The organism is Pseudomonas sp. NUPR-002 (assembly GCF_056322725.1).
Window position 1 is genome coordinate 4985246 of the sequence record NZ_CM150476.1, and the last position, 19456, is coordinate 5004701.

A 19456-nucleotide genomic window follows, 5' to 3' on the forward strand; every position below is an offset into this window, starting at 1 on the left:
CTTGCAGCTGACCGCTTGCAGCTAATGTCAATTCAGTTGTTCGACGCGGATACGTACCACGTTGCCGACCACATCCTGCAAGGCTTCCAGGGCGGTAATGGCGTCGTTCATGCGTTGTTCGACCACACTGTGGGTGAGCAGGATCATTGGCACCAGGCCGTCCTGTTCCTCGACTTCCTTCTGCATGATCGACTCGATGTTGATGCCACGCTCCGAGAGGATGCTTGCGACCTGGGCCAGCACCCCTGGGTGATCCTTGGCCTGGATGCGCAGGTAGTACGCCGATTCGCAGGCTTCGATCGGCAGAATCGGATGTGCCGACAGCGCATCGGGCTGGAAGGCCAGGTGCGGAACGCGGTTTTCCGGATCGGAGGTCATCGCGCGGACCACGTCGACCAGGTCGGCGATTACCGACGAGGCGGTAGGCTCCATGCCGGCGCCAGCGCCGTAGAACAGGGTCGAACCGGCGGCATCGCCATTGACCATCACAGCGTTCATCACGCCATTGACGTTGGCGATCAGACGGTCGGACGGGATCAGCGTCGGGTGTACGCGCAGCTCGATACCGTTGGCAGTGCTGCGTGCTACGCCCAGGTGCTTGATCCGGTAACCCAGCGCCTCGGCGTAGTTCACATCAGCGGTGGTCAGCTTCGTGATGCCTTCGGTATAGGCTTTGTCGAACTGCAGCGGGATACCAAAGGCGATCGAAGCCAGAATGGTCAGCTTGTGCGCCGCATCGATGCCTTCGACGTCGAAGGTCGGGTCGGCTTCGGCGTACCCCAGGGCCTGAGCTTCTGCCAGCACGTCGGGGAAGGCCCGGCCTTTCTCGCGCATTTCCGTGAGGATGAAGTTACCGGTACCGTTGATGATCCCGGCTACCCAGTTGATGCGGTTGGCCGACAAGCCTTCACGAATCGCCTTGATCACCGGAATACCACCGGCCACGGCGGCTTCGAAAGCGACGATAACGCCTTTCTCGCGCGCCTTGGCAAAGATCTCGTTGCCGTGCACAGCGATCAGCGCCTTGTTGGCGGTAACCACGTGCTTGCCATTGTCGATGGCTTTGAGCACCAGATCGCGGGCCACGGTGTAGCCACCGATCAACTCAATGACAATGTCGATTTCCGGGTTCGTGGCAACATCGAATACGTCAGCGGTAATGGGGGTACCGGTAATCTGGCAATTCGGGTTTGGCGAACGCATGGCAATCTGTGCCACTTCAATACCACGCCCGGCACGGCGGGCGATCTCCTCGGCGTTTCGCTGAAGTACATTGAAGGTTCCGCCACCGACGGTCCCCAACCCACAGATGCCTACTTTGACCGGTTTCACTGTGAACTCCCCATTGAACGAACGGCCTGCAGCCGTTCGTGAAAACAGCCGCCTCCCCATGGTGGCGGCTTGCTTGTTGATTTATTTGCTGCCGGCCAACGCCAGCTTGGCAACCTGTGGCGCCGGTTGGTAACCCGGGATCACCTGGCCGTCCTCAAGGACGATGGCCGGGGTTCCGTTGACACCAATCGACTGGCCCAGCTGGAATTGCTTGGCAACCGGGTTGGCGCACTTGGCAGCCTTGATTTCTTTGCCGTCGATCATTTTGTCCAGTGCGCCTTTACGGTCGCTGGAGCACCAAACGGCTTGCAATTGTTCATCGCCCGGGGAACCGAGACCCTGGCGCGGGAAGGCAACGTAACGCACTTCGATACCGCGGCGGTTCAACTCAGGGACTTCGGCGTGCAGCTTGTGGCAGTACGGGCAGGTCGTGTCGGTAAACACAGTGATGTGCGATTTGGTTTCGCCCTTGGCAGGATAAACCACCATCTCGGCCGCTGGAATAGCATTAATGCTCTTGGCGATGGCCTGACGCTCGGTTTTTTCGGTCAGGTTGACCGGTTTACCGTCCTGAATCTGAAACAGATAGCCCTGCACCACGAACTGGCCGTCGGCGCTGGCATACAGCACGCGACCACCTGCGAGCTTGACTTCATACAGACCGTTCAGCGGGCTGGTGGCAACACTCTCGACGGGCACGCCGATGTCCAGCGTCTGCAAGGTCTTGCGGATCGCCTGCTCGGCGTTGTCGGCGGCAGCGGCAAAGGTGCTGACCAGCGCCAGGGCGGCGGTGGCGATAATCTGGGTCACGCGCATGGAAACTCCTGAAGGCGGGCAAAGGGTCGGTCACGCAGCACGCAGACTGAAATGGCGGCGCTCGGACGGCCCTTGATACAAACCGTCCAAGCCTACCACAACCTGTCGGCACAGACCGACCCCGCACGCGACACGCGCCAGCGATCAACCTCTGGGGTGATGACGGGCATGCAGCTCCTGCAAACGTGCCCGGGCGACATGGGTGTAGATCTGGGTAGTCGACAAATCGCTATGCCCCAGCAGCATCTGCACCACACGCAGATCAGCGCCATGGTTGAGCAAGTGAGTGGCGAAGGCATGGCGCAGGGTATGCGGCGACAGGCTCTTGCTGATACCCGCCACCTGGGCCTGATGCTTGATCCGATGCCAGAAGGTCTGGCGGGTCATCTGCTCGCCGCGCAGGCTGGGGAACAGCACATCGCTCGGGCGCCCGTTGAGCATTTCATTGCGCCCATCGCGCACGTAGCGCTCCAGCCATACCACCGCCTCTTCGCCCATCGGCACCAGGCGCTCTTTACTGCCCTTGCCCATCACCCGCAGCACGCCTTGGCGCAGGTTGACCTGATCCAGGGTCAGGCTAACCAGCTCTGTGACGCGCAAGCCGCAGGCGTAGAGCACTTCCAGCATGGCACGGTCACGCTGGCCAATCGCTTCACTCAGATCCGGTGCTTGCAGCAACGCTTCTACGTCGGCCTCAGACAGCGACTTGGGCAGCGGCCGACCTAGCTGTGGCATGTCGACCTGCAGCGTTGGATCAACAGCGATCAACTTTTCGCGCAGCAAATAGCGGTAAAACCCGCGTACGCCAGAGAGAAAGCGCGCCGTCGAGCGCGGCTTGTAGCCCTGATCCAGGCGCCAGGCCAGGTGATCGAGAATCAGCTCGCGCCCGGCGTCAGGTAATGCCACACCGTGCTCCTGCAGCCAACCATTGAACAGCGCCAGGTCACTGCGGTAGGACTCGCGGGTATTGTCGGCCAGGCCTTTTTCCAGCCACAGGGCATCAAGGAACTGGTCAATCAGGGGATGCTCTAGTGCGGGCATGACAACTCGAAGGCAAAAGACATAAACGAAAAATAAACGCTAGTCTTCCACAACACGGTTGGCATAGGGAATTGGAATGAGCGAAGAACAGATTTTGCTGACCTTCGGCGGCATCGGAGCTGCCGCCCTCGCCTGCCAGTGGTTGGCCTGGCGCCTGAAACTACCGGCCATTCTCTTCCTTCTGCTCAGCGGTATTCTGGCCGGCCCGGTGCTGGGCTGGCTCGACCCGCAAGAAATGTTCGGCCCGCTGCTGATGCCGCTGGTGTCGCTGGCGGTGGCACTGATTCTGTTCGAGGGCAGCCTGACCCTGCACTTGTCGCAGTGGAGCGAGATCGGCTCGGTGGTGCAGCGCATGGTGACCCTCGGCGCGCTGTCGACCTGGATCATCATTACCCTGGCAACCCACTGGCTGCTCGGCTTTGACTGGATGCTGGCGACCTTGTTCGGCACCTTGACCCTGGTCACCGGCCCAACAGTGATCGTGCCGATGCTGCGCGTGGTACGGCCGAAATCAACCATTGCCAATATCCTGCGCTGGGAAGGCATCGTCATTGACCCGATCGGCGCCCTGCTTGCCGTGGTGGTCTACAGCTTCATCATTGCCAGCGCCGCAGGCGAAGGGCTGAGCCACAGCCTGATGACCTTTGCCGGAGTGATTCTCTGCGGCAGTGCCTTTGGCGCCGCTGGCGGCTGGATTCTCGGTCAGATCATGCGTGAACAGTGGCTTCCCGAATACCTGCACAACCTCGCCTCACTGGCTGCCGTGCTGGGAATTTTCATCGCCTCCAACCAGGTCATGCATGAATCCGGTTTGCTGGCGGTGACCATCATGGGGATGTGGCTGGCCAATATGAAAGGGGTGGATGTCCGGCAGATTCTGCACTTCAAGGAAAACTTGAGTGTGCTGCTGATTTCCGGGCTGTTCATCCTCCTGGCGGCACGCCTGGACCTGAACGCCCTGATCGGCCTGGGCCCGGCCGTGCTGGCGCTGTTGCTGGTGATCCAGTTGATTGCACGGCCACTGAACGTCGCCCTGTCGACCTGGGGCTCGCAACTGAACTGGCGTGAGCGCACCCTGCTCAGTTGGATTGCGCCGCGCGGGATCGTTGCCGCAGCAGTGTCGGCGATCTTCGCTGTACGGTTATACGAGGCAGGGCACCAGGGCGCTCTACTACTGGTGCCACTGACCTTTGCGGTGATCATCGGCACGGTGGTATTGCAAAGCGCAACGGCACGGCCACTGGCCCGCCTGCTGAAAGTTGCCGAACCGGCCCCCAGCGGCTTTCTGATCGTCGGTGCCAACCCACCTGCCCGGGCCATCGCCAAAGCCCTGCAGCAACTCGACTGCCGCGTGCTGCTGACCGACTCCAGCTGGGAGAATATTCGTGCCGCGCGCATGGAAGGATTGCCCACCTACTTTGGCAACCCTGCCTCGCAGCATGCCGATGCGCACCTGGACCTGGTTGGCCTCGGCCACCTGCTCGGCCTCTCGCCTTCAGGGGAGCTGAACACTTTGGCCTGCGCGCGCTTTCGTCATGACTTTGGTCATGCGCGCTTGTTCGTGCTGGCCAGCGGCCTGGAAACCCGGCGCAGTGACAAGCATCGCGCCAGTGACGAACACCGTGGTCATGTTCTGGGGAGTCAGGCGCTGACATACGTACAGCTCGCCAACCAGATGCACCACGGCGCCGAGTTGTACAGCACGCACCTGACCGATGCTTTTGGCTGGGAGGACTATCAGGCCCTGCATGGCGAACGGGCGACCTTGCTGTTCGCCCGCGACGCCAGCGGCTGGGTGCATGTGTTCGGGCCTGACAGCGTGCTCAAGCCCAGCGCCGGGTGGACGGTGGTGGCGTTGATTCAGCCGGAGTGACCGCAGGTGGGAGCGGGCTTGACCCGCGATTGCGGTTTGTCTGTCATGCCCTCTCGCGGGGCAAGCCCGCTCCTACAGGCCGGGTAATACGGGGACCGGGCGTTTGTCTTCATCGATCGCGACAAAGCTGAACAGGCCATGTATGGCCTTCTCGCGGCTGTCGCAGCTCATGCTTTCGACAAACACTTCAACCTCAACCTTGAGGCTGGTATTGCCCACCGTCGCTACGCGGCCTACCAGTTCAACGATGGAACCTGCAGCAATCGGGTGTTTGAAGTCGATACGGTCAGTAGACACGGTGACCAAAGGCAAACGGCAAAAACGCGTTGCGGCGATGAACGACACTTCGTCCATCCAGGCCAGGGCAGTGCCACCAAACAAGGTGTTGTGGTGGTTGGTGGTAGACGGGAACACCGCTTTGGTGACGCGGGTCACCGACAGTTCGGTACGGCGTTCGATTTCCTGCTCTCTGGGGCTCATAACACTCACATCGGGGACAAATTACAGACAACAAAAAAGCAGCCCGAAGGCTGCTTTTTTTCGCATGGCGACCGTAGCCGCCGGTCAAACTGTCATCAGGACAGTTTTTCCTTGATGCGAGCGGCTTTACCGGACAGGTCGCGCAGGTAGTACAGCTTGGCTTTACGCACGTCACCACGACGTTTCACGGCCAGGCTGTCGATTTGCGGGCTGTAGGTCTGGAAAGTACGCTCAACACCAACACCGTTGGAGATCTTGCGAACAGTGAAAGCACTGTTCAGACCACGGTTACGCTTGGCGATGACAACGCCTTCGAAAGCCTGCAGACGCGAACGGTCACCTTCCTTCACTTTCACCTGAACGACGATGGTGTCGCCCGGGGCAAAGGTAGGGATCTCTTTGCTCATCTGCTCAGCTTCGATCTGCTGAATGATTTTGTTGGTCATGCTGTGCTCCTAAGGTAAATCGTCGGATCTACCATCGATACGTTAACTATCGTCCCGCTCTCGGAGGTACTCCTCGAGCAGCTTCTTCTCTTCTCCAGAAAGTGAGCGACTTTCCAGAAGATCGGCGCGTCGTTCATAGGTCCGCCCAAGGGACTGCTGTAAACGCCATCGCCGGATGTGTGCATGGTTGCCACTAAGCAACACGTCGGGAACACGCTGATCCGCATACACCTCCGGTCGGGTGTAGTGCGGGCAATCAAGCAGACCATCAGTGAAGGAATCTTCCTCCGCCGAGTCCACATGCCCTAAAGCTCCGGGCAGCAGCCGCGTAACCGCATCAACCAGGACCATTGCCGGTAGCTCGCCACCAGACAATACGTAGTCCCCAATCGACCACTCTTCATCAACATGAGCTTCAATAAAGCGCTCGTCGATGCCTTCATATCGACCGGCTATCAGAATCAACGATTCATGCCTCGCCAGGTCTTTGACCGCCGACTGTGTCAGCTTGCGGCCTTGCGGGCTCAGGTAAATCACCTTCGCCGCCTCTCCGGTTGCCTGCCTGGCATGTACCAGGGCGTCTTCCAGAGGCTTGATCTTCATCACCATGCCCGGACCACCGCCAAACGGCCGATCATCCACCGTATGGTGACGATCTGTGGTGTAGTCCCGCGGGTTCCAGCAGGTCAATTGCAACAACCCCTGTTTCACCGCTCGGCTGGTAATGCCGTACTCACTGATGGCCGAGAACATCTCGGGGAACAGCGTGATGACGTCTACGCGCAGGCTGGCCATTGCTTAGAAGTCCGCGTCCCATTCCACCCTCATTTCGCCTGCATCCAGGTCGATTGCCAGCACGCATTGCTCTGTATAGGGCAACAACCGCTCGCGATCATCCAGGCTGCCCGCGCAGGGCTTGACCACCAATACATCGTTCGCGCCGGTCTCCAACAGGTGATCAACCTTGCCGAACAGTTGTTCGTCCTGGTTGATGACTTTCAGACCTACCAACTGGTACCAGTAGTACTCGTCGCTAGGCAGGTTGGGCAAAAGGCTCCGCGAGATACAAATCTCATAACCGCTCAGAAGACGGGCTTCATCACGATCATCGAGGCCTTTGAGCTTGGCGACCAGATCCTTTTGAGTGGAACGGCCACTGACCAGCTCTACCTGTTTCACCACGCCTTCGCGCCGAAGCGTCCAGTTGCGGTACTCCAACAGGTTTTCAATCGGATCAGTAAAGGAATACACCTTCACTTCGCCGCGAACGCCGTGAACCGAGAAAATCTTGCCAACAACGATCAGGTCATTAGCACTTTCTGGCGTCGCGTTCATATTGCTCAGGCAGCAGCCTTGGCAGCTTCCTTCAGCAGCTGAGCAACACGCTCAGACGGCTGTGCGCCAACGCTCAGCCAGTGAGCAACGCGGTCTTCTTTCAGGGACAGACGAACTTCCTGACCACGAGCGATAGGGTTGAAAAAACCAACCTGCTCGATGTGCGAACCGGTAACCGGGTTACGCGAGTCGGTCACGGTCAGGGTGTAGAATGGGCGCTTTTTGGAGCCGCCACGGGCAAGACGGATGGTTAGCATTGAACATCGTTCCTGTAGTCGGTGCTGCAAATCATAATGCACAGCGGGCACACGGGTGCCCGAAAGGCCGCATATTCTCAAGGAATATCCGGACTTTTGCAAATGCCTTTTTACCAATGGTTAAAAGGCTTGCCTGCTGATCTGCGGTTTGCGCTGCCCTCTCTATAAAGGCAGCAGTGTCCCGCCAACGGCGGGGTTCCGATCGCCGGCCCACTTTCGCGCCGACGATCTGAATCGGGTTACAGCTTGGGCATGCCGCCGCCGGGCATCATACCGCCCAGGCCGCGCATCATTTTGGCCATGCCGCCTTTGGCAGAAAACTTCTTCATCATCTTCTGCATTTGCTTGTGCTGCTTGATCAAGCGGCCGATGTCCTGCACCTGGGTGCCGGAACCCATGGCAATCCGACGCTTGCGCGAACCGCTGATCAGCTCAGGGTCACGGCGCTCGGCCGGGGTCATGGAGTTGATGATCGCTTCCATTTGCTTGAACTGCTTTTCGGCGGCGCCCTGGGCATTGCCCATCTGCGCCAGATTGACACCGCCGATGCTTGGCAGTTTGTCCATCAGGCCACCGAGGCCGCCCATGTTCTTCATTTGTTGCAGCTGATCGCGGAAGTCTTCGAGGTCGAAGCCCTTGCCCTTCTTCAGCTTCTTGGCCAGTTTGTCGGCCTTTTCTTTGTCGAGGGTCTGCTCGGCTTGCTCGATCAGGCTGAGCACGTCACCCATGCCGAGGATGCGCGAGGCAATACGGTCAGGGTGGAACGGCTCGAGCGCTTCGGTCTTTTCACCCATACCGATGAACTTGATCGGCTTGCCGGTAATGGCGCGCACCGACAGCGCCGCACCGCCACGGGCGTCACCGTCGACCTTGGTGAGGATCACGCCGGTCAGCGGCAGTGCGTCGCCAAAGGCCTTGGCGGTGTTGGCCGCGTCCTGACCGGTCATGGCGTCGACCACGAACAGGGTTTCGATCGGCTTGACCGCGGCGTGCAGGTCTTTGATCTCGGTCATCATTTCGGCGTCGATGTGCAGACGACCGGCGGTGTCGACGATGACCACGTCGATGAATTTCAGCTTGGCTTCGCGGATCGCCGCTTCAGCAATGGCCACAGGCTTCTGGCTGATGTCGGACGGGAAGAAAGTAACGCCGATATCACCCGCCAGGGTTTCCAGCTGTTTGATCGCCGCCGGACGATAAACGTCGGCCGAGACCACCATGACCGACTTCTTCTTGCGCTCTTTAAGAAAGCGCGCCAGCTTGCCGGCGGTGGTGGTTTTACCCGCACCCTGCAGACCGGCCATCAGCACCACGGCCGGCGGCGCAGCATTGAGGCTCAGCTCTTCGTTGGCCGCCCCCATCATCTCTTCGAGCTCGGCCTGGACAATCTTCACGAAGGCCTGGCCTGGGGTCAGGCTGCGCGACACTTCGGTGCCGACCGCACGCTCTTTGATCTTGTTGACGAAATCCTTGACCACCGGCAGGGCGACGTCAGCTTCGAGCAGCGCCATGCGCACTTCACGCAGCGTGTCTTTGATGTTGTCTTCAGTCAGCTTGGCCTTGCCAGTGACATGGCGTAGCGTCTGTGACAGACGGTCGGTCAGGTTTTCAAACATGGTGATCCTTTCAGGCTCTGTAGAACCGAGGTTTATCAGCTGCCTCTGGCGTATTCGACGGGCCTTGGGCAGGGGCAGGTCGGCGATTATAACGAAGACTCGGCCCAGCGCACACCTCGCCGTCGGCTAGCAGTCTTCCTTGGCGGACGCGTTCTATGCCAAACTCAACTCTTTTCGGGCTTGCCTAACAGGACTTATGCTCCCTTTGTCACCCAGCTTGCTACCCAATTTGATCGCCGCCTGCCTGTACGCGGCCGCGACCTTCTATCAAGGCTCCCGTCTGGCGCAAGGCGCCAAGGCTGACAAACGCCTGCTCGGCGTGCTCGGCCTGCTGGCCGTTATTGCCCAGGGCACGGCGCTCTGCTGGCAGTTACTCACGCCGCTGGGCCTGAGCCTGGACTTCTTCAGTGCCGCCAGTCTGATTGCCACCGCAGTGATTGCCCTGACCCTGCTGGCCTGCCTGCGCATTCCGGTGGAAAACCTGCTGCTGTTGCTGTTCCCACTGGGCATGCTCACGGCACTGACGTCGCAGTTCGCGCCACCGGGCACCGTGCCATTGATCAATGAAGAGCCGGGCATCCTCGCGCATATCCTGCTGTCGATCCTGGCCTATGGCATGTTCACCATTGCCGTGTTCCAGGCGTTGTTGCTGCTGCTTCAGGATCACCAGCTCAAGCACAAACACCCATCGGGGCTGATCAAGAACTTCCCGCCCCTGCAAACCATGGAAAGCCTGCTGTTCGACTTTCTCTGGGCCGGCTGGGCGTTGCTGTCGCTGTCGCTGATTTCCGGCTGGCTGTTCCTCGACAACCTGTTTGCCCAGCACCTGGTGCACAAAACCTTGCTGGCCTGCCTGGCATGGATTGTCTTCGCCGTGCTGTTGTGGGGCCGTACGCGCCTGGGCTGGCGTGGTCACAAGGCAATCCGCTGGACCCTGGCCGGTTTCTGCCTGCTGATGCTGGCCTACTTTGGCAGCAAGCTGGTGCGTGAATTCATCCTGCATATCTGACGGGCACAGGTAAATGGACGCTCTGCCGTTAGGACCCTTACTTGCCATAATGGCATTGGCCCTGCTCTGGTCGGCACTGTTCACGGCGGTGGATGCCGCCCAGCAGCAACTCAACGCGGCACGGCGCAACGACCTGACGGGTGAACACCCGGAGCTGGCGGTAACCCCACAGTCTCTGGTGCTCTGCTCGACCCTGGGCAAACTATTGGTGCTGGCCCTGGCCTGCTTACTGGGCCAACGCTACAACGGCGAACAGGGCTTTTGGCTGGCCGGCGTGAGTGCCGCCGCCCTGCTGCTGGTACTGGCCGAATACCTGCCGCGACAACTGGCCCGCCGTAACCCGCACACCTTCATTACCTTGGGCAACAGTCTGCTCAAGGCACCCCTGAAGCTACTCCAGCCCCTGGCCTGGTTGCTCGACAGCTGCGCCCGGCTGTTACTGCGCCCCTTCCGCGTTCAGGCCCATGCGGTCAGCCTGCATGAGTTGCACGAAAGCGATGCCGACAACGAAGAACACCCACAGGCCGAGCACCGCCTGAACCTGCCGGAAAGCCTGCTGGCGCTGGATAAAGTCACCGTCAATGACATCCTGGTGCCGCGCAACGATGTCGACGGTATCAACCTCGACGAGCCGATCGAAAAGATCATCGAGCAACTGATCATCAGCCGCCATACCCGGCTGCCGGTGTATCACAGCGACATCAACCAGGTGGAAGCGGTACTCAACACCAAGCTGATCAGCCACCTGCTGCCCAAGGCCGAGCTGAGCCGCGAAGCCCTGCATGCCGCCTGCTACGACCCGTACTTCGTCCCCGAAAGCACGCCGCTGCAAATGCAGCTGCTGAACTTTCACAAGCAACAGCGGCGCCTCGGCGTGGTGGTCGACGAATACGGTGAGGTACTGGGCATCGTCACCCTTGAAGACATTCTCGAAGAGATCGTCGGCGAGTTCGAAGACGAGCACCACCAGGAAAACCCGCACATTCACCCGCAAGCCGATGGCCGTTTCGTTATCGAAGGCGCGGTGTCGATACGCGAGCTGAACCGCAGCCTCGGCTGGCACCTGCCCAGTGACGGCCCGAAAACCCTCAACGGTCTGGTCACCGAAGCCCTGGAAAGCATCCCGCCGAGCGCTGTGTGCTTGAAAATCGGCCGATATCGCCTGGAAATTCTCGAAACAGAAGACAATTGCGCCAGCCGCATACTGGTCTGGACTGTCCCTCGCTAGCTATACTCCCATCACGCTTACCCAGCCTGGCCGTCACGCTTGCTACCCGCTTTCAGCGCCTCCCGGCCAGTGCGCACCACTGAATAACGCGCTTTTACCGGCACTGCTTCACACCCCGCAACAGTGCCCGCGCCGCCCCTACCCCCAACGGGCGTATGCTCAGTCACGCGATCAACAACAATACGCTCGGGCCATTGTGTGCCGCTGCCTGCCTGTGCAGCTCGGCTGCAGTGCCCGTGGAGCACTCGACTGTCAGGGACAATCGCATGACAACCAGCAGCACATACTCCGAAACCACTCAGGCCAGCCCCGGCAATTCCCCGGCACGGGTCGCCACTGCCAGCTTCATCGGCACTGCCATCGAGTTTTACGACTTCTACGTTTATGCCACCGCCGCCGCACTGGTGATCGGGCCGGTATTTTTTCCGCAGACTTCTGGCACCGCGCAGATGCTCTCGGCCTTCCTTACCTTCGGTATCGCCTTTCTCGCTCGCCCTCTGGGTTCTGCGCTGTTCGGCCACTTCGGTGACCGTATCGGGCGTAAATCGACCCTGGTCGCCTCGCTGTTGCTGATGGGCGTGTGTACCACACTGATCGGCGTGCTACCGGGCTACGACAGCATTGGTGCCTGGGCGCCGATCCTGCTGTGTGTACTGCGCTTCGGCCAGGGTTTGGGGCTGGGCGGTGAATGGGGCGGTGCAGCCCTGCTGGCCACTGAAAACGCGCCCAAAGGCAAACGCGCCTGGTTCGGCATGTTCCCGCAGCTGGGCCCCTCCATTGGTTTTCTGGCAGCCAACGGCCTGTTCCTGGCCCTAGCCATGCTGCTCACCGACGAGCAGTTCCGTAGCTGGGGCTGGCGCATTCCCTTCCTGCTCAGCGCAGCACTGGTGATCGTTGGCCTGTATGTGCGCCTGAAGCTCGAAGAAACGCCGATCTTCGCCAAGGCCGTAGCCCAGCACCAACGGGTGAAAATGCCGGTTGTCGAGCTGTTCTCGCAATACTGGATGCCGGTGCTGCTGGGTTCGGCGGCGATGGTGGTGTGCTACGCGCTGTTCTACATCTCGACGGTGTTTTCGCTCAGCTATGGTGTCTCGACCCTGGGTTACAGCCGCGAAACCTTCCTCGGCCTGCTGTGCTTCGCAGTCTTGTTCATGGCCCTGGCCACGCCGCTGTCGGCCTGGCTCAGTGACCGTTATGGGCGCAAGCCGGTGCTGATTGTTGGTGCGGTACTGGCGATTCTCTCGGGCTTTGCCATGCAGCCGCTGTTGACCTCGGGCTCCACTGCCGGAGTGGCACTGTTCCTGGCCATCGAGCTGTTCTTGATGGGGGTGACGTTCGCACCGATGGGCGCGCTGCTGCCTGAGCTGTTTCCGACCCATGTGCGTTACACCGGGGCGTCGGCGGCCTATAACCTCGGCGGTATTGTCGGCGCGTCGGCAGCACCCTTCTTCGCCCAGAAGCTGGTGGCGATGGGTGGATTGAGCTGGGTGGGGGGCTATGTGTCAGCGGCGGCGCTGTTGAGCCTGATTGCTGTGTTATGCCTGAAAGAAACCCGGCATTCGGAGCTGTAAGGCTCATAGGGTTTGATTTGTGGGAGCGGGCTTGCCCCGCGATGCGATGTCACAGATAAATCGCATCGCGGGGCAAGCCCGCTCCCACCGGGATTACAACTCTACCTTGACTGCCTGGGAAGCACGGGTCGCCTTGGCGCGTGCAGCCTCGATCGACTCATCACGGGCCAGGCACACGCCCATGCGGCGCTGGCCGTTGACTTCAGGTTTGCCAAACAGACGAATGGCGGTATCCGGCTCGCTCAACGCGGCACCGAGGTTGGCGAACGCGGTTTGTTGCGACTGCCCTTCCACCAGGATCACCGCCGAGGCCGACGGCCCGAACTGACGGATCAACGGAATCGGCAAGCCAAGAATGGCCCGCGCATGCAGGGCGAATTGCGACAGGTCTTGCGAGATCAAGGTCACCAGGCCGGTGTCATGTGGACGCGGCGACACTTCGCTGAACCACACCTGATCGCCTTTGATGAACAGCTCTACGCCAAACAGTCCGCGGCCACCCAGCGCCTCGGTCACGGCCTTGGCCACACGCTCGGACTCGGCCAGGGCTTTCGGGCTCATGACCTGAGGCTGCCAGGACTCCTGATAATCGCCCTTCTCCTGACGATGACCAACCGGTGCGCAGAAGGTGGTGCCTCCGACATGACGCACGGTCAGCAAGGTAATTTCGTAGTCGAAATCGATGAAGCCTTCGATGATCACCCGACCCTTGCCTGCACGGCCGCCTTCCTGCGCGTAGTCCCAGGCTTTCTGGACATCGTCGTTGCTGCGCAGCAGGCTCTGGCCTTTGCCGGAGGAACTCATCACCGGCTTGACCACGCACGGGAAACCGAGATCTTCGACCGCCTTGCGGTAGTCTTCGAAGGTGTCGGCGAAGTGGTAGGGCGAGGTCGGCAAGTCCAGCTCTTCGGCCGCCAGGCGGCGAATGCCTTCACGGTTCATGGTCAGCTGAGTGGCACGCGCGGTGGGCACCACGTTGAAGCCTTCGTTCTCCAGCTCAACCAGGGTCGCAGTAGCGATGGCTTCGATTTCCGGCACGATGTAATGCGGCTTTTCAGCCTCGATCACTGCGCGCAGGGCGGCGCCATCGAGCATGTTGATCACATGGCTGCGATGCGCCACCTGCATGGCCGGCGCATCGGCGTAACGGTCCACGGCAATCACTTCAACGCCCAGGCGCTGCAGCTCGATCACCACTTCCTTGCCCAGCTCGCCGCAGCCACACAGCAGTACGCGGGTCGCTGTTGGCGACAATGGGGTTCCGATACGGGTCATTTCAGGTCCTCAGAGGGAAGGATTCCAGGGCCGCCCTTCAAGGGGCAACCCGGTGAAAAGGAGCGCCATTTTACATGAAGCCGGGCGCAGGGCCTCAACCGGCAAGGGCACGCTTGCGCAGACGCCAGGCCATGATCAGCCACACCGCTGTAACGCCTGCGAACTTGGAGGCCAGGGCGGTACCAACGACCGCAGGGGTCAAGGCGCCGATCATGCCAAAGAAGATGAACGTGTCGATCGGGATGCTCAGCGCTGAACTCAACCACAAGCGGTCGTGCAGCGGGCGCTTGGTGATGCTGAACACCAGCCAGTCGATCAGCTCCGAGACCGCAAAGGCAGTGGCACTGGCCAGGGCGATGGCAGGCTCGGAGGTGACATACGACAGCACCAGCGCTACCAGCATGGCAACCAGCGCGCCATGACCATAGCGGGTCTGCACCATGTCGCGGAGGATAAATACCAAACCGCCCCAGGCCGACCAGATGACATCCAGGTGCGGGGCGCTGGAGAAGGCGTAGTTGATCAGCACAACGCTGCTGATATAGGCAATCAGAAAAGGCATGGGATTAACCGCAGGGCAAGCGCTACAGGGTACTTGAGCAACCGCCTGCGGCCAAGTGGTGGATCAGCAGGTAGCGCCGCTGACGTTGAGGATCAGCCCGGCAGCCACGGCGCGCTCGTGGCACAGCTTGAGCACCTGACGGCGCTCGTTGTTGTCCATCCGCCCCCAGCGGGTAATTTCCATGGCGCTGCGCTGACAGCCGGTGCAGATGTCAGCGTCATCCAGGGCACAGATATGCACGCAGGGTGAGGCAACCGGGCGCTCAGTACTGCTCATCAATCCTCCTGGGGTGCCAGATCACGGGCATAGCGCTCGGCGTTATGCACGTAATGCGCAGCGCTGGCCTCAAGCATCTTCTTCTGCGCCTCGGTCAGCTCACGCACGACCTTGCCCGGCGAGCCCATGACCAACGAACCGTCGGGGATTTCCTTGCCTTCAGGGATCAACGCATTGGCGCCGATGATGCAGTACTTGCCGATACGCGCACCGTTGAGGATGACCGCATTAATGCCTACCAGGCTGTAGTCGCCCACCGTGCAGCCGTGCAGCATGGCGTTGTGGCCGATGGTTACCCCGGTGCCCAGGGTCAGCGGCGAGCCCATGTCGGTGTGCATCACCGTACCGTCTTGCACGTTGCTGTTCTCACCGATGTCGATCAGCTCGTTGTCACCACGCAACACCGCGCCAAACCAGACGCTGGCCCCCGCTTGCAGGCGTACCTTGCCGATCAGCGTGGCAGTGGGCGCCGCCCAGCTGCGTGGATGGGTTTCGACCCGCAGGTCGCCCAGACGGTATTTCATGCGTAGTTCCTCACGGTCCGGCAGTGGTGGCGGGTGAGCCCGCTCAAATTGGAATGAAGCGCTCAGGCGGTTGATGCAGATTGATCCGGGCATCGTAAAGCAAGTTGACCAGCTCGACGATCATGATCGCCGACAAGCCCCAGATTTTGTACTCGCCAAAGCGATAGCTGGGCACATACCAACTGCGCCCCTGGTAATCGATACGGTGGGTGTGGTCACGCGGATCCTGGCGGAAGAACTCCAGCGGCACGGTAAACACTGCGGCAATTTCCGCATCATTGGCCTGGTATTCGACGAAATCGGGTATCAGCCCGACGAAAGGCGTGACCTTCAAACCATGCAGGGAGATCAGCGGGCTCAAGGGACCGATGATTTCCACCAGCCCGGGCGGCAGGCCGATTTCCTCTTCAGCTTCGCGCAAGGCGGTGAATACCAGATCTGGGTCTTCCGGGTCGCGGCGCCCGCCGGGAAACGCAACTTCGCCACCATGGGTAGACAGCCCCTTGGCGCGCAGGGTCAATACCAGCTCAGGCTCTTCACTACGGGTAATGGGCAATAACACCGCTGCCTCGGGAAAACGACGATCGGTTTCCAGGGTGCCCGGCGTATGACTGCTCACGCGGCGAAGTAGCTCGTCCAGCATTGCTCTCTCTCGATTCCAAAGCCCGGTCTGCATGATGCACCAAAGCCGCGAGTCGCCCAAGCCCCGAGGTGAACCGGCTTGCAGCCGCAGCGAAAGTCGCGCAAAGATAAGCACAACCTATAGGAATAAAAGCATGAAATTCTGTAGTGCGTGCGGTAATCCGGTAATTCAGCGCATACCCGAAGGCGATACACGTCTGCGCTATGTGTGCGAGCACTGCCAGACCATCCATTACCAGAACCCCAATATCGTCGCGGGCGTGTTGCCGACCTGGGGTAGCCAGGTGTTGTTGTGCCGCCGGGCCATCGAACCGCGCCGCGGTTACTGGACCTTGCCGGCAGGTTTCATGGAGAACGGCGAGACCCTTGAGCAGGCCGCCCGTCGCGAAACCATCGAGGAAGCCTGCGCCCGCGTCGGGGCAATGAGCCTGTATCAGCTGTTCGATTTGCCACACATCAACCAGGTGCATGTGTTCTTTCGTGCCGAACTCGCCGACCTGGCGTTTGCCGTGGGCGTCGAAAGTCTGGAAGTGCGACTTTTCGACGAAAGTGAAATCCCGTGGGATGAGCTGGCTTTCCGGACCGTCAGTCGTACCCTAGAATGCTATTATCGCGACCGCATCGAGCAGCACTACCCGATTGGCAACGAATGTTTGCCGCCCTTGCTCGTTCCGTCACTCAACACCTAGTTCTCAGGGATATCGTTTCATGCGCTGGTTGCTTGCCCTTTTCTGCCTCAGTGTGGCTTCGGTGTCACAGGCAGGGTTTACCGAAACGATTGTGACCAAGCCTATCCAGAAGGTCGCGCCCTCCCCGCTCAAACCCACACCCGGTACGCCTGCGCTGATCGAAAAGATCCTGGTGATCAAGTCCGAACGTCGCCTGCAGCTGATCAGCGGTGGCTCCCCCCTGAAAACCTATCGCATCTCGCTGGGCAAGCAGCCCAAAGGCCCAAAACTGCAAGAGGGCGACAAACGCACGCCTGAAGGCCTTTACTGGATCGACTGGCGCAAGGAAAGTGACCGCTACAACCTGGCCATGCATGTGTCCTACCCGAACATCAGTGATTCGGCGCGGGCCCGACGTGAAGGCGTACCGCCTGGTGGCATGATCATGATCCACGGCACACCGCTGGATGAAGAATACCCCGAAGAATTCTTCCATACCCTGGACTGGACCGAGGGCTGTATCGCCATGACCAACCGCGACATGCGTGAGGTCTGGGACATGGTGCCAGACGGCACGCTGATCGAAATTCGCCCTTGATCTGACCTCCGCATCTCCCTTCCGGCGCTTGCGCCGGAAATTCCCTACCCGGTTCAAGCTTGAGCCTTACCGGCTGATCGGCTTCGTACCGCATCCATACGAATAGCAGCGTCCATAGAATCCGTGCAATCGGATTGCCTGGTGTGTTTTCAGCACCCACTACCCTGGACGCTACTGTATGCCCACTACCCTACGCCGCACCGCTGCACGCCTTTGCCCGCGGCAAATAACCTGCCTGGTCCTGGGCATTGTGGGCTCGCTTGCGTGGACGGCGCAATCAGCCAACGCTGACAGCCTGCCCGCCGTGCAACAACTCCAGGACCTGCGCCTGCAGCGCGAACAGCTGGAGCAACGCCAGCGCCTGCGAACGCTACAACGCTCGGATCAACCCGCACCTGCCACAGCTAACGCCGACGCACCTGCCCCGGCCGACAGCGGCCCCTGCTGGCCTGTGCACGGGGTCCGCCTGGCCGGCAATCAGCAGCTGTCTGCTGCCGAGCTCGCCGACACCTTGCGGCCGCTGATCACGCCGTGCATAAGCGCTGCCCGGATCAACCAGATGCTCAAAGCCATTACCCAGCACTATGTCCAGGCCGGGTATGTGGCCAGTCGCCCCTACCTGGCCAGTCGCCCGGTGGCCGGAGGCACGCTGGACATCGTGATCGTCGAAGGTTTTGTCGAGTCGATCGAACTGAGCGGGCCCGACCTGCCCCTTTCACTGAACAGCGCCTTCCCAACCCTGCTGGGCAACCCCTTGCGCCTGACCGAACTGGAACAAGGCCTGGATCAGTTGAACCGCCTGAAAGCCTTTGACCTGGGCCTCGACCTGCTACCCGGCAGCAGCGAAGGCGCGACCCGGGTGGTGGTGGTCCCCCGCCAGATAAACCGCCGCTGGCACCTGGGCAGCAGCGTCGACAATCGCGGTAGCGAATCGACCGGGCGCGAGCGCCTGAGCTTCAGCCTGGGCCTGGACAGCCCGCTGCAGCTCAATGACTTCCTGCAGCTTTCTACCAATACCACCGTGCACACCGGCCCCAGCTACAGCCGTGGTTACGGCATTTACTACAACATCCCTTACGGCGCCTGGAGCTATGCACTGGGCTTCAACCAGGTGCACTACCAGGCACCACTCCCCGGTCGCGACCTGCGCAGCAGCGGCCGAAGCGACTTCTACAGCCTGGGCCTGGAGCGCAGCGTATGGCGCAACCAGCGGGGATTGCTCAGCGCCAGCCTGCGTCTTGAGCACAAGCGCCTGGACAATCGGCTGGGCGATCAACGCCTGCACGTGCAAAGCCCGACACTCACCAGCATTGAGGCAGGGCTGAACGCTCTCTGGCTCGAAGACGGTCTGTGGAGTGCTTATCTGGGCATCAGCCAGGGCGTGGACGGGTTTGGTGCCGACCATGACGTTTTGTTTCGTCACGCTCCGCAACCACACTTTCGCAAGTACCGCGCAAGCCTCCTGCACCTGCGCCAAGGCCGAGATCCGAGCTGGCCGTGGCGCTGGCAAAGCGAGCTGAACCTGCAATACAGCCCCGATGCCTTGCCCGCCGTCGAGCAGCAACTACTCAGCGACAGCACCGGCGTACGCGGCTTTCGCCAGCAAGTGATTTCCGCTGCCAGCGGTGCGATCTGGCGCAACACCCTCAGCCAGCCTCTGGCCCTGGACCTGCCCCGCGGTCTGGTGCTGCGCCCACAACTGGGCGTGGACATGGGCTGGAGCAAATTTGACCACGGCAAGCCGCCGCAACGCGCGCTCGGTGCCCACAGTGGCGTTGAACTGAGCCTGCCCGGCAGCCGCCTCACCCTCGACTACCAGCGCGCGCTGTATGCCAGCGCAACACACCGCCAGCAGCTCGAATCGGGCTATTGGCTGCTGGAGTGGGTACTGAACATCTGATGTCCAC

The 19456-nt window shown here is 60.6% G+C and carries 21 protein-coding genes; 7 read left to right on the forward strand and 14 right to left on the reverse strand.

The annotated features are described in order from the left end of the window. Positions 1 to 27: 27 nt before the first annotated feature. From ACVWSC_RS22920 to xerD, 3 genes are all read right to left on the reverse strand, one after another. Positions 28 to 1332, reverse strand: a complete 1305-nt coding sequence (locus ACVWSC_RS22920; protein ID WP_442109329.1) for a homoserine dehydrogenase — start codon at positions 1330 to 1332, stop codon at positions 28 to 30. A gap of 81 nt (positions 1333 to 1413) precedes the next feature. Beyond that, on the reverse strand, positions 1414 to 2148 hold the full coding sequence (dsbC, locus tag ACVWSC_RS22925; protein ID WP_442109330.1) for a bifunctional protein-disulfide isomerase/oxidoreductase DsbC: 735 nt from the start codon (positions 2146 to 2148) through the stop codon (positions 1414 to 1416). Between the two features lie 144 nt (positions 2149 to 2292). Then, entirely contained in the window at positions 2293 to 3189 is an 897-nt protein-coding gene (gene xerD, locus ACVWSC_RS22930) for a site-specific tyrosine recombinase XerD (RefSeq protein ID WP_442109331.1), read from the reverse strand. Between the two features lie 76 nt (positions 3190 to 3265). Between xerD and ACVWSC_RS22935 the strand changes: the two genes are divergently transcribed. Continuing rightward, positions 3266 to 5062 carry a cation:proton antiporter gene (locus ACVWSC_RS22935; RefSeq protein ID WP_442109332.1) on the forward strand — a complete coding sequence of 599 codons (1797 nt, stop codon included), beginning with the start codon at positions 3266 to 3268 and terminating at the stop codon, positions 5060 to 5062. A gap of 72 nt (positions 5063 to 5134) precedes the next feature. Here ACVWSC_RS22935 and ACVWSC_RS22940 read toward each other — a convergent pair whose 3' ends face one another. The 6 genes from ACVWSC_RS22940 to ffh form a co-directional block, all read right to left on the reverse strand. Then, a complete protein-coding gene (locus tag ACVWSC_RS22940) occupies positions 5135 to 5542 on the reverse strand; it encodes an acyl-CoA thioesterase (RefSeq protein ID WP_442109333.1) in 408 nt (135 codons plus the stop codon). A gap of 95 nt (positions 5543 to 5637) precedes the next feature. Continuing rightward, positions 5638 to 5988: a 50S ribosomal protein L19 gene (gene rplS / locus ACVWSC_RS22945; RefSeq protein ID WP_010220244.1), complete on the reverse strand. Its 351-nt coding sequence runs from the start codon at positions 5986 to 5988 to the stop codon at positions 5638 to 5640. 42 nt (positions 5989 to 6030) lie between these two features. Then, on the reverse strand, positions 6031 to 6783 hold the full coding sequence (gene trmD / locus ACVWSC_RS22950) for a tRNA (guanosine(37)-N1)-methyltransferase TrmD (RefSeq protein ID WP_442109334.1): 753 nt from the start codon (positions 6781 to 6783) through the stop codon (positions 6031 to 6033). Between the two features lie 3 nt (positions 6784 to 6786). Next, entirely contained in the window at positions 6787 to 7323 is a 537-nt protein-coding gene (rimM, locus tag ACVWSC_RS22955) for a ribosome maturation factor RimM (RefSeq protein WP_442109335.1), read from the reverse strand. Positions 7324 to 7328: 5 nt separating this feature from the next. Then, positions 7329 to 7580, reverse strand: a complete 252-nt coding sequence (gene rpsP / locus ACVWSC_RS22960; RefSeq protein WP_133216979.1) for a 30S ribosomal protein S16 — start codon at positions 7578 to 7580, stop codon at positions 7329 to 7331. 239 nt (positions 7581 to 7819) lie between these two features. Then, entirely contained in the window at positions 7820 to 9196 is a 1377-nt protein-coding gene (gene ffh / locus ACVWSC_RS22965; RefSeq protein WP_442109336.1) for a signal recognition particle protein, read from the reverse strand. Positions 9197 to 9392: 196 nt separating this feature from the next. Here ffh and ACVWSC_RS22970 point away from each other — a divergent pair, with 196 nt between their 5' ends. From ACVWSC_RS22970 to ACVWSC_RS22980, 3 genes are all read left to right on the forward strand, one after another. Further along, the gene (locus tag ACVWSC_RS22970) at positions 9393 to 10205 is read left to right on the forward strand and encodes a cytochrome C assembly family protein (protein WP_442109337.1); all 813 of its coding nucleotides are present in this window, start codon (positions 9393 to 9395) and stop codon (positions 10203 to 10205) included. Positions 10206 to 10218: 13 nt separating this feature from the next. After that, positions 10219 to 11433 (forward strand): transporter associated domain-containing protein, encoded by a 1215-nt coding sequence (locus ACVWSC_RS22975; protein ID WP_442109338.1) that lies wholly within the window; start codon positions 10219 to 10221, stop codon positions 11431 to 11433. Between the two features lie 266 nt (positions 11434 to 11699). Then, positions 11700 to 13004 (forward strand): MFS transporter, encoded by a 1305-nt coding sequence (locus tag ACVWSC_RS22980; protein ID WP_442109339.1) that lies wholly within the window; start codon positions 11700 to 11702, stop codon positions 13002 to 13004. A gap of 93 nt (positions 13005 to 13097) precedes the next feature. Here ACVWSC_RS22980 and purT read toward each other — a convergent pair whose 3' ends face one another. From purT to ACVWSC_RS23005, 5 genes are all read right to left on the reverse strand, one after another. Next, on the reverse strand, positions 13098 to 14279 hold the full coding sequence (gene purT, locus ACVWSC_RS22985) for a formate-dependent phosphoribosylglycinamide formyltransferase (protein ID WP_442109340.1): 1182 nt from the start codon (positions 14277 to 14279) through the stop codon (positions 13098 to 13100). A gap of 94 nt (positions 14280 to 14373) precedes the next feature. Further along, complete coding sequence (locus ACVWSC_RS22990; protein WP_442109341.1) at positions 14374 to 14841, reverse strand: VUT family protein; 468 nt, start codon at positions 14839 to 14841, stop codon at positions 14374 to 14376. A 63-nt stretch (positions 14842 to 14904) separates the two neighbouring features. Then, the gene (locus ACVWSC_RS22995) at positions 14905 to 15117 is read right to left on the reverse strand and encodes a DUF1289 domain-containing protein (protein WP_442109342.1); all 213 of its coding nucleotides are present in this window, start codon (positions 15115 to 15117) and stop codon (positions 14905 to 14907) included. After that, the gene (locus tag ACVWSC_RS23000; protein WP_442109343.1) at positions 15117 to 15641 is read right to left on the reverse strand and encodes a gamma carbonic anhydrase family protein; all 525 of its coding nucleotides are present in this window, start codon (positions 15639 to 15641) and stop codon (positions 15117 to 15119) included. The genes ACVWSC_RS22995 and ACVWSC_RS23000 overlap by 1 nt, the downstream gene beginning before the upstream one ends. Before the next feature lie 43 nt (positions 15642 to 15684). Next, positions 15685 to 16284, reverse strand: a complete 600-nt coding sequence (locus ACVWSC_RS23005; RefSeq protein WP_442109344.1) for a CoA pyrophosphatase — start codon at positions 16282 to 16284, stop codon at positions 15685 to 15687. Between the two features lie 133 nt (positions 16285 to 16417). Between ACVWSC_RS23005 and ACVWSC_RS23010 the strand changes: the two genes are divergently transcribed. From ACVWSC_RS23010 to ACVWSC_RS23020, 3 genes are all read left to right on the forward strand, one after another. Beyond that, complete coding sequence (locus ACVWSC_RS23010; protein WP_442109345.1) at positions 16418 to 16972, forward strand: NUDIX hydrolase; 555 nt, start codon at positions 16418 to 16420, stop codon at positions 16970 to 16972. 19 nt (positions 16973 to 16991) lie between these two features. Then, the gene (locus tag ACVWSC_RS23015) at positions 16992 to 17549 is read left to right on the forward strand and encodes a L,D-transpeptidase family protein (RefSeq protein ID WP_442109346.1); all 558 of its coding nucleotides are present in this window, start codon (positions 16992 to 16994) and stop codon (positions 17547 to 17549) included. A 178-nt stretch (positions 17550 to 17727) separates the two neighbouring features. Further along, positions 17728 to 19449 carry a ShlB/FhaC/HecB family hemolysin secretion/activation protein gene (locus tag ACVWSC_RS23020; RefSeq protein ID WP_442109347.1) on the forward strand — a complete coding sequence of 574 codons (1722 nt, stop codon included), beginning with the start codon at positions 17728 to 17730 and terminating at the stop codon, positions 19447 to 19449. The last annotated feature ends 7 nt before the right edge of the window (positions 19450 to 19456 follow it).

Excerpts from the sequence above, each read along its gene's own strand:
- trmD (WP_442109334.1), bottom strand. The coding sequence starts at position 6,783 with ATGGCCAGCCTGCGCGTAGACGTCATCACGCTGTTCCCCGAGATGTTC.
- ACVWSC_RS23000 (WP_442109343.1), bottom strand. The coding sequence starts at position 15,641 with ATGAAATACCGTCTGGGCGACCTGCGGGTCGAAACCCATCCACGCAGC.
- rpsP (WP_133216979.1), bottom strand. The coding sequence starts at position 7,580 with ATGCTAACCATCCGTCTTGCCCGTGGCGGCTCCAAAAAGCGCCCATTC.
- dsbC (WP_442109330.1), bottom strand. The coding sequence starts at position 2,148 with ATGCGCGTGACCCAGATTATCGCCACCGCCGCCCTGGCGCTGGTCAGC.
- ACVWSC_RS22995 (WP_442109342.1), bottom strand. The coding sequence starts at position 15,117 with ATGAGCAGTACTGAGCGCCCGGTTGCCTCACCCTGCGTGCATATCTGT.
- ACVWSC_RS23015 (WP_442109346.1), top strand. The coding sequence starts at position 16,992 with ATGCGCTGGTTGCTTGCCCTTTTCTGCCTCAGTGTGGCTTCGGTGTCA.
- ACVWSC_RS23010 (WP_442109345.1), top strand. The coding sequence starts at position 16,418 with ATGAAATTCTGTAGTGCGTGCGGTAATCCGGTAATTCAGCGCATACCC.
- ACVWSC_RS23005 (WP_442109344.1), bottom strand. The coding sequence starts at position 16,284 with ATGCTGGACGAGCTACTTCGCCGCGTGAGCAGTCATACGCCGGGCACC.
- ACVWSC_RS22935 (WP_442109332.1), top strand. The coding sequence starts at position 3,266 with ATGAGCGAAGAACAGATTTTGCTGACCTTCGGCGGCATCGGAGCTGCC.
- xerD (WP_442109331.1), bottom strand. The coding sequence starts at position 3,189 with ATGCCCGCACTAGAGCATCCCCTGATTGACCAGTTCCTTGATGCCCTG.
- ffh (WP_442109336.1), bottom strand. The coding sequence starts at position 9,196 with ATGTTTGAAAACCTGACCGACCGTCTGTCACAGACGCTACGCCATGTC.
- ACVWSC_RS22980 (WP_442109339.1), top strand. The coding sequence starts at position 11,700 with ATGACAACCAGCAGCACATACTCCGAAACCACTCAGGCCAGCCCCGGC.
- ACVWSC_RS23020 (WP_442109347.1), top strand. The coding sequence starts at position 17,728 with ATGCCCACTACCCTACGCCGCACCGCTGCACGCCTTTGCCCGCGGCAA.
- ACVWSC_RS22975 (WP_442109338.1), top strand. The coding sequence starts at position 10,219 with ATGGACGCTCTGCCGTTAGGACCCTTACTTGCCATAATGGCATTGGCC.
- ACVWSC_RS22940 (WP_442109333.1), bottom strand. The coding sequence starts at position 5,542 with ATGAGCCCCAGAGAGCAGGAAATCGAACGCCGTACCGAACTGTCGGTG.
- ACVWSC_RS22970 (WP_442109337.1), top strand. The coding sequence starts at position 9,393 with ATGCTCCCTTTGTCACCCAGCTTGCTACCCAATTTGATCGCCGCCTGC.
- purT (WP_442109340.1), bottom strand. The coding sequence starts at position 14,279 with ATGACCCGTATCGGAACCCCATTGTCGCCAACAGCGACCCGCGTACTG.
- ACVWSC_RS22990 (WP_442109341.1), bottom strand. The coding sequence starts at position 14,841 with ATGCCTTTTCTGATTGCCTATATCAGCAGCGTTGTGCTGATCAACTAC.
- rimM (WP_442109335.1), bottom strand. The coding sequence starts at position 7,323 with ATGAACGCGACGCCAGAAAGTGCTAATGACCTGATCGTTGTTGGCAAG.
- rplS (WP_010220244.1), bottom strand. The coding sequence starts at position 5,988 with ATGACCAACAAAATCATTCAGCAGATCGAAGCTGAGCAGATGAGCAAA.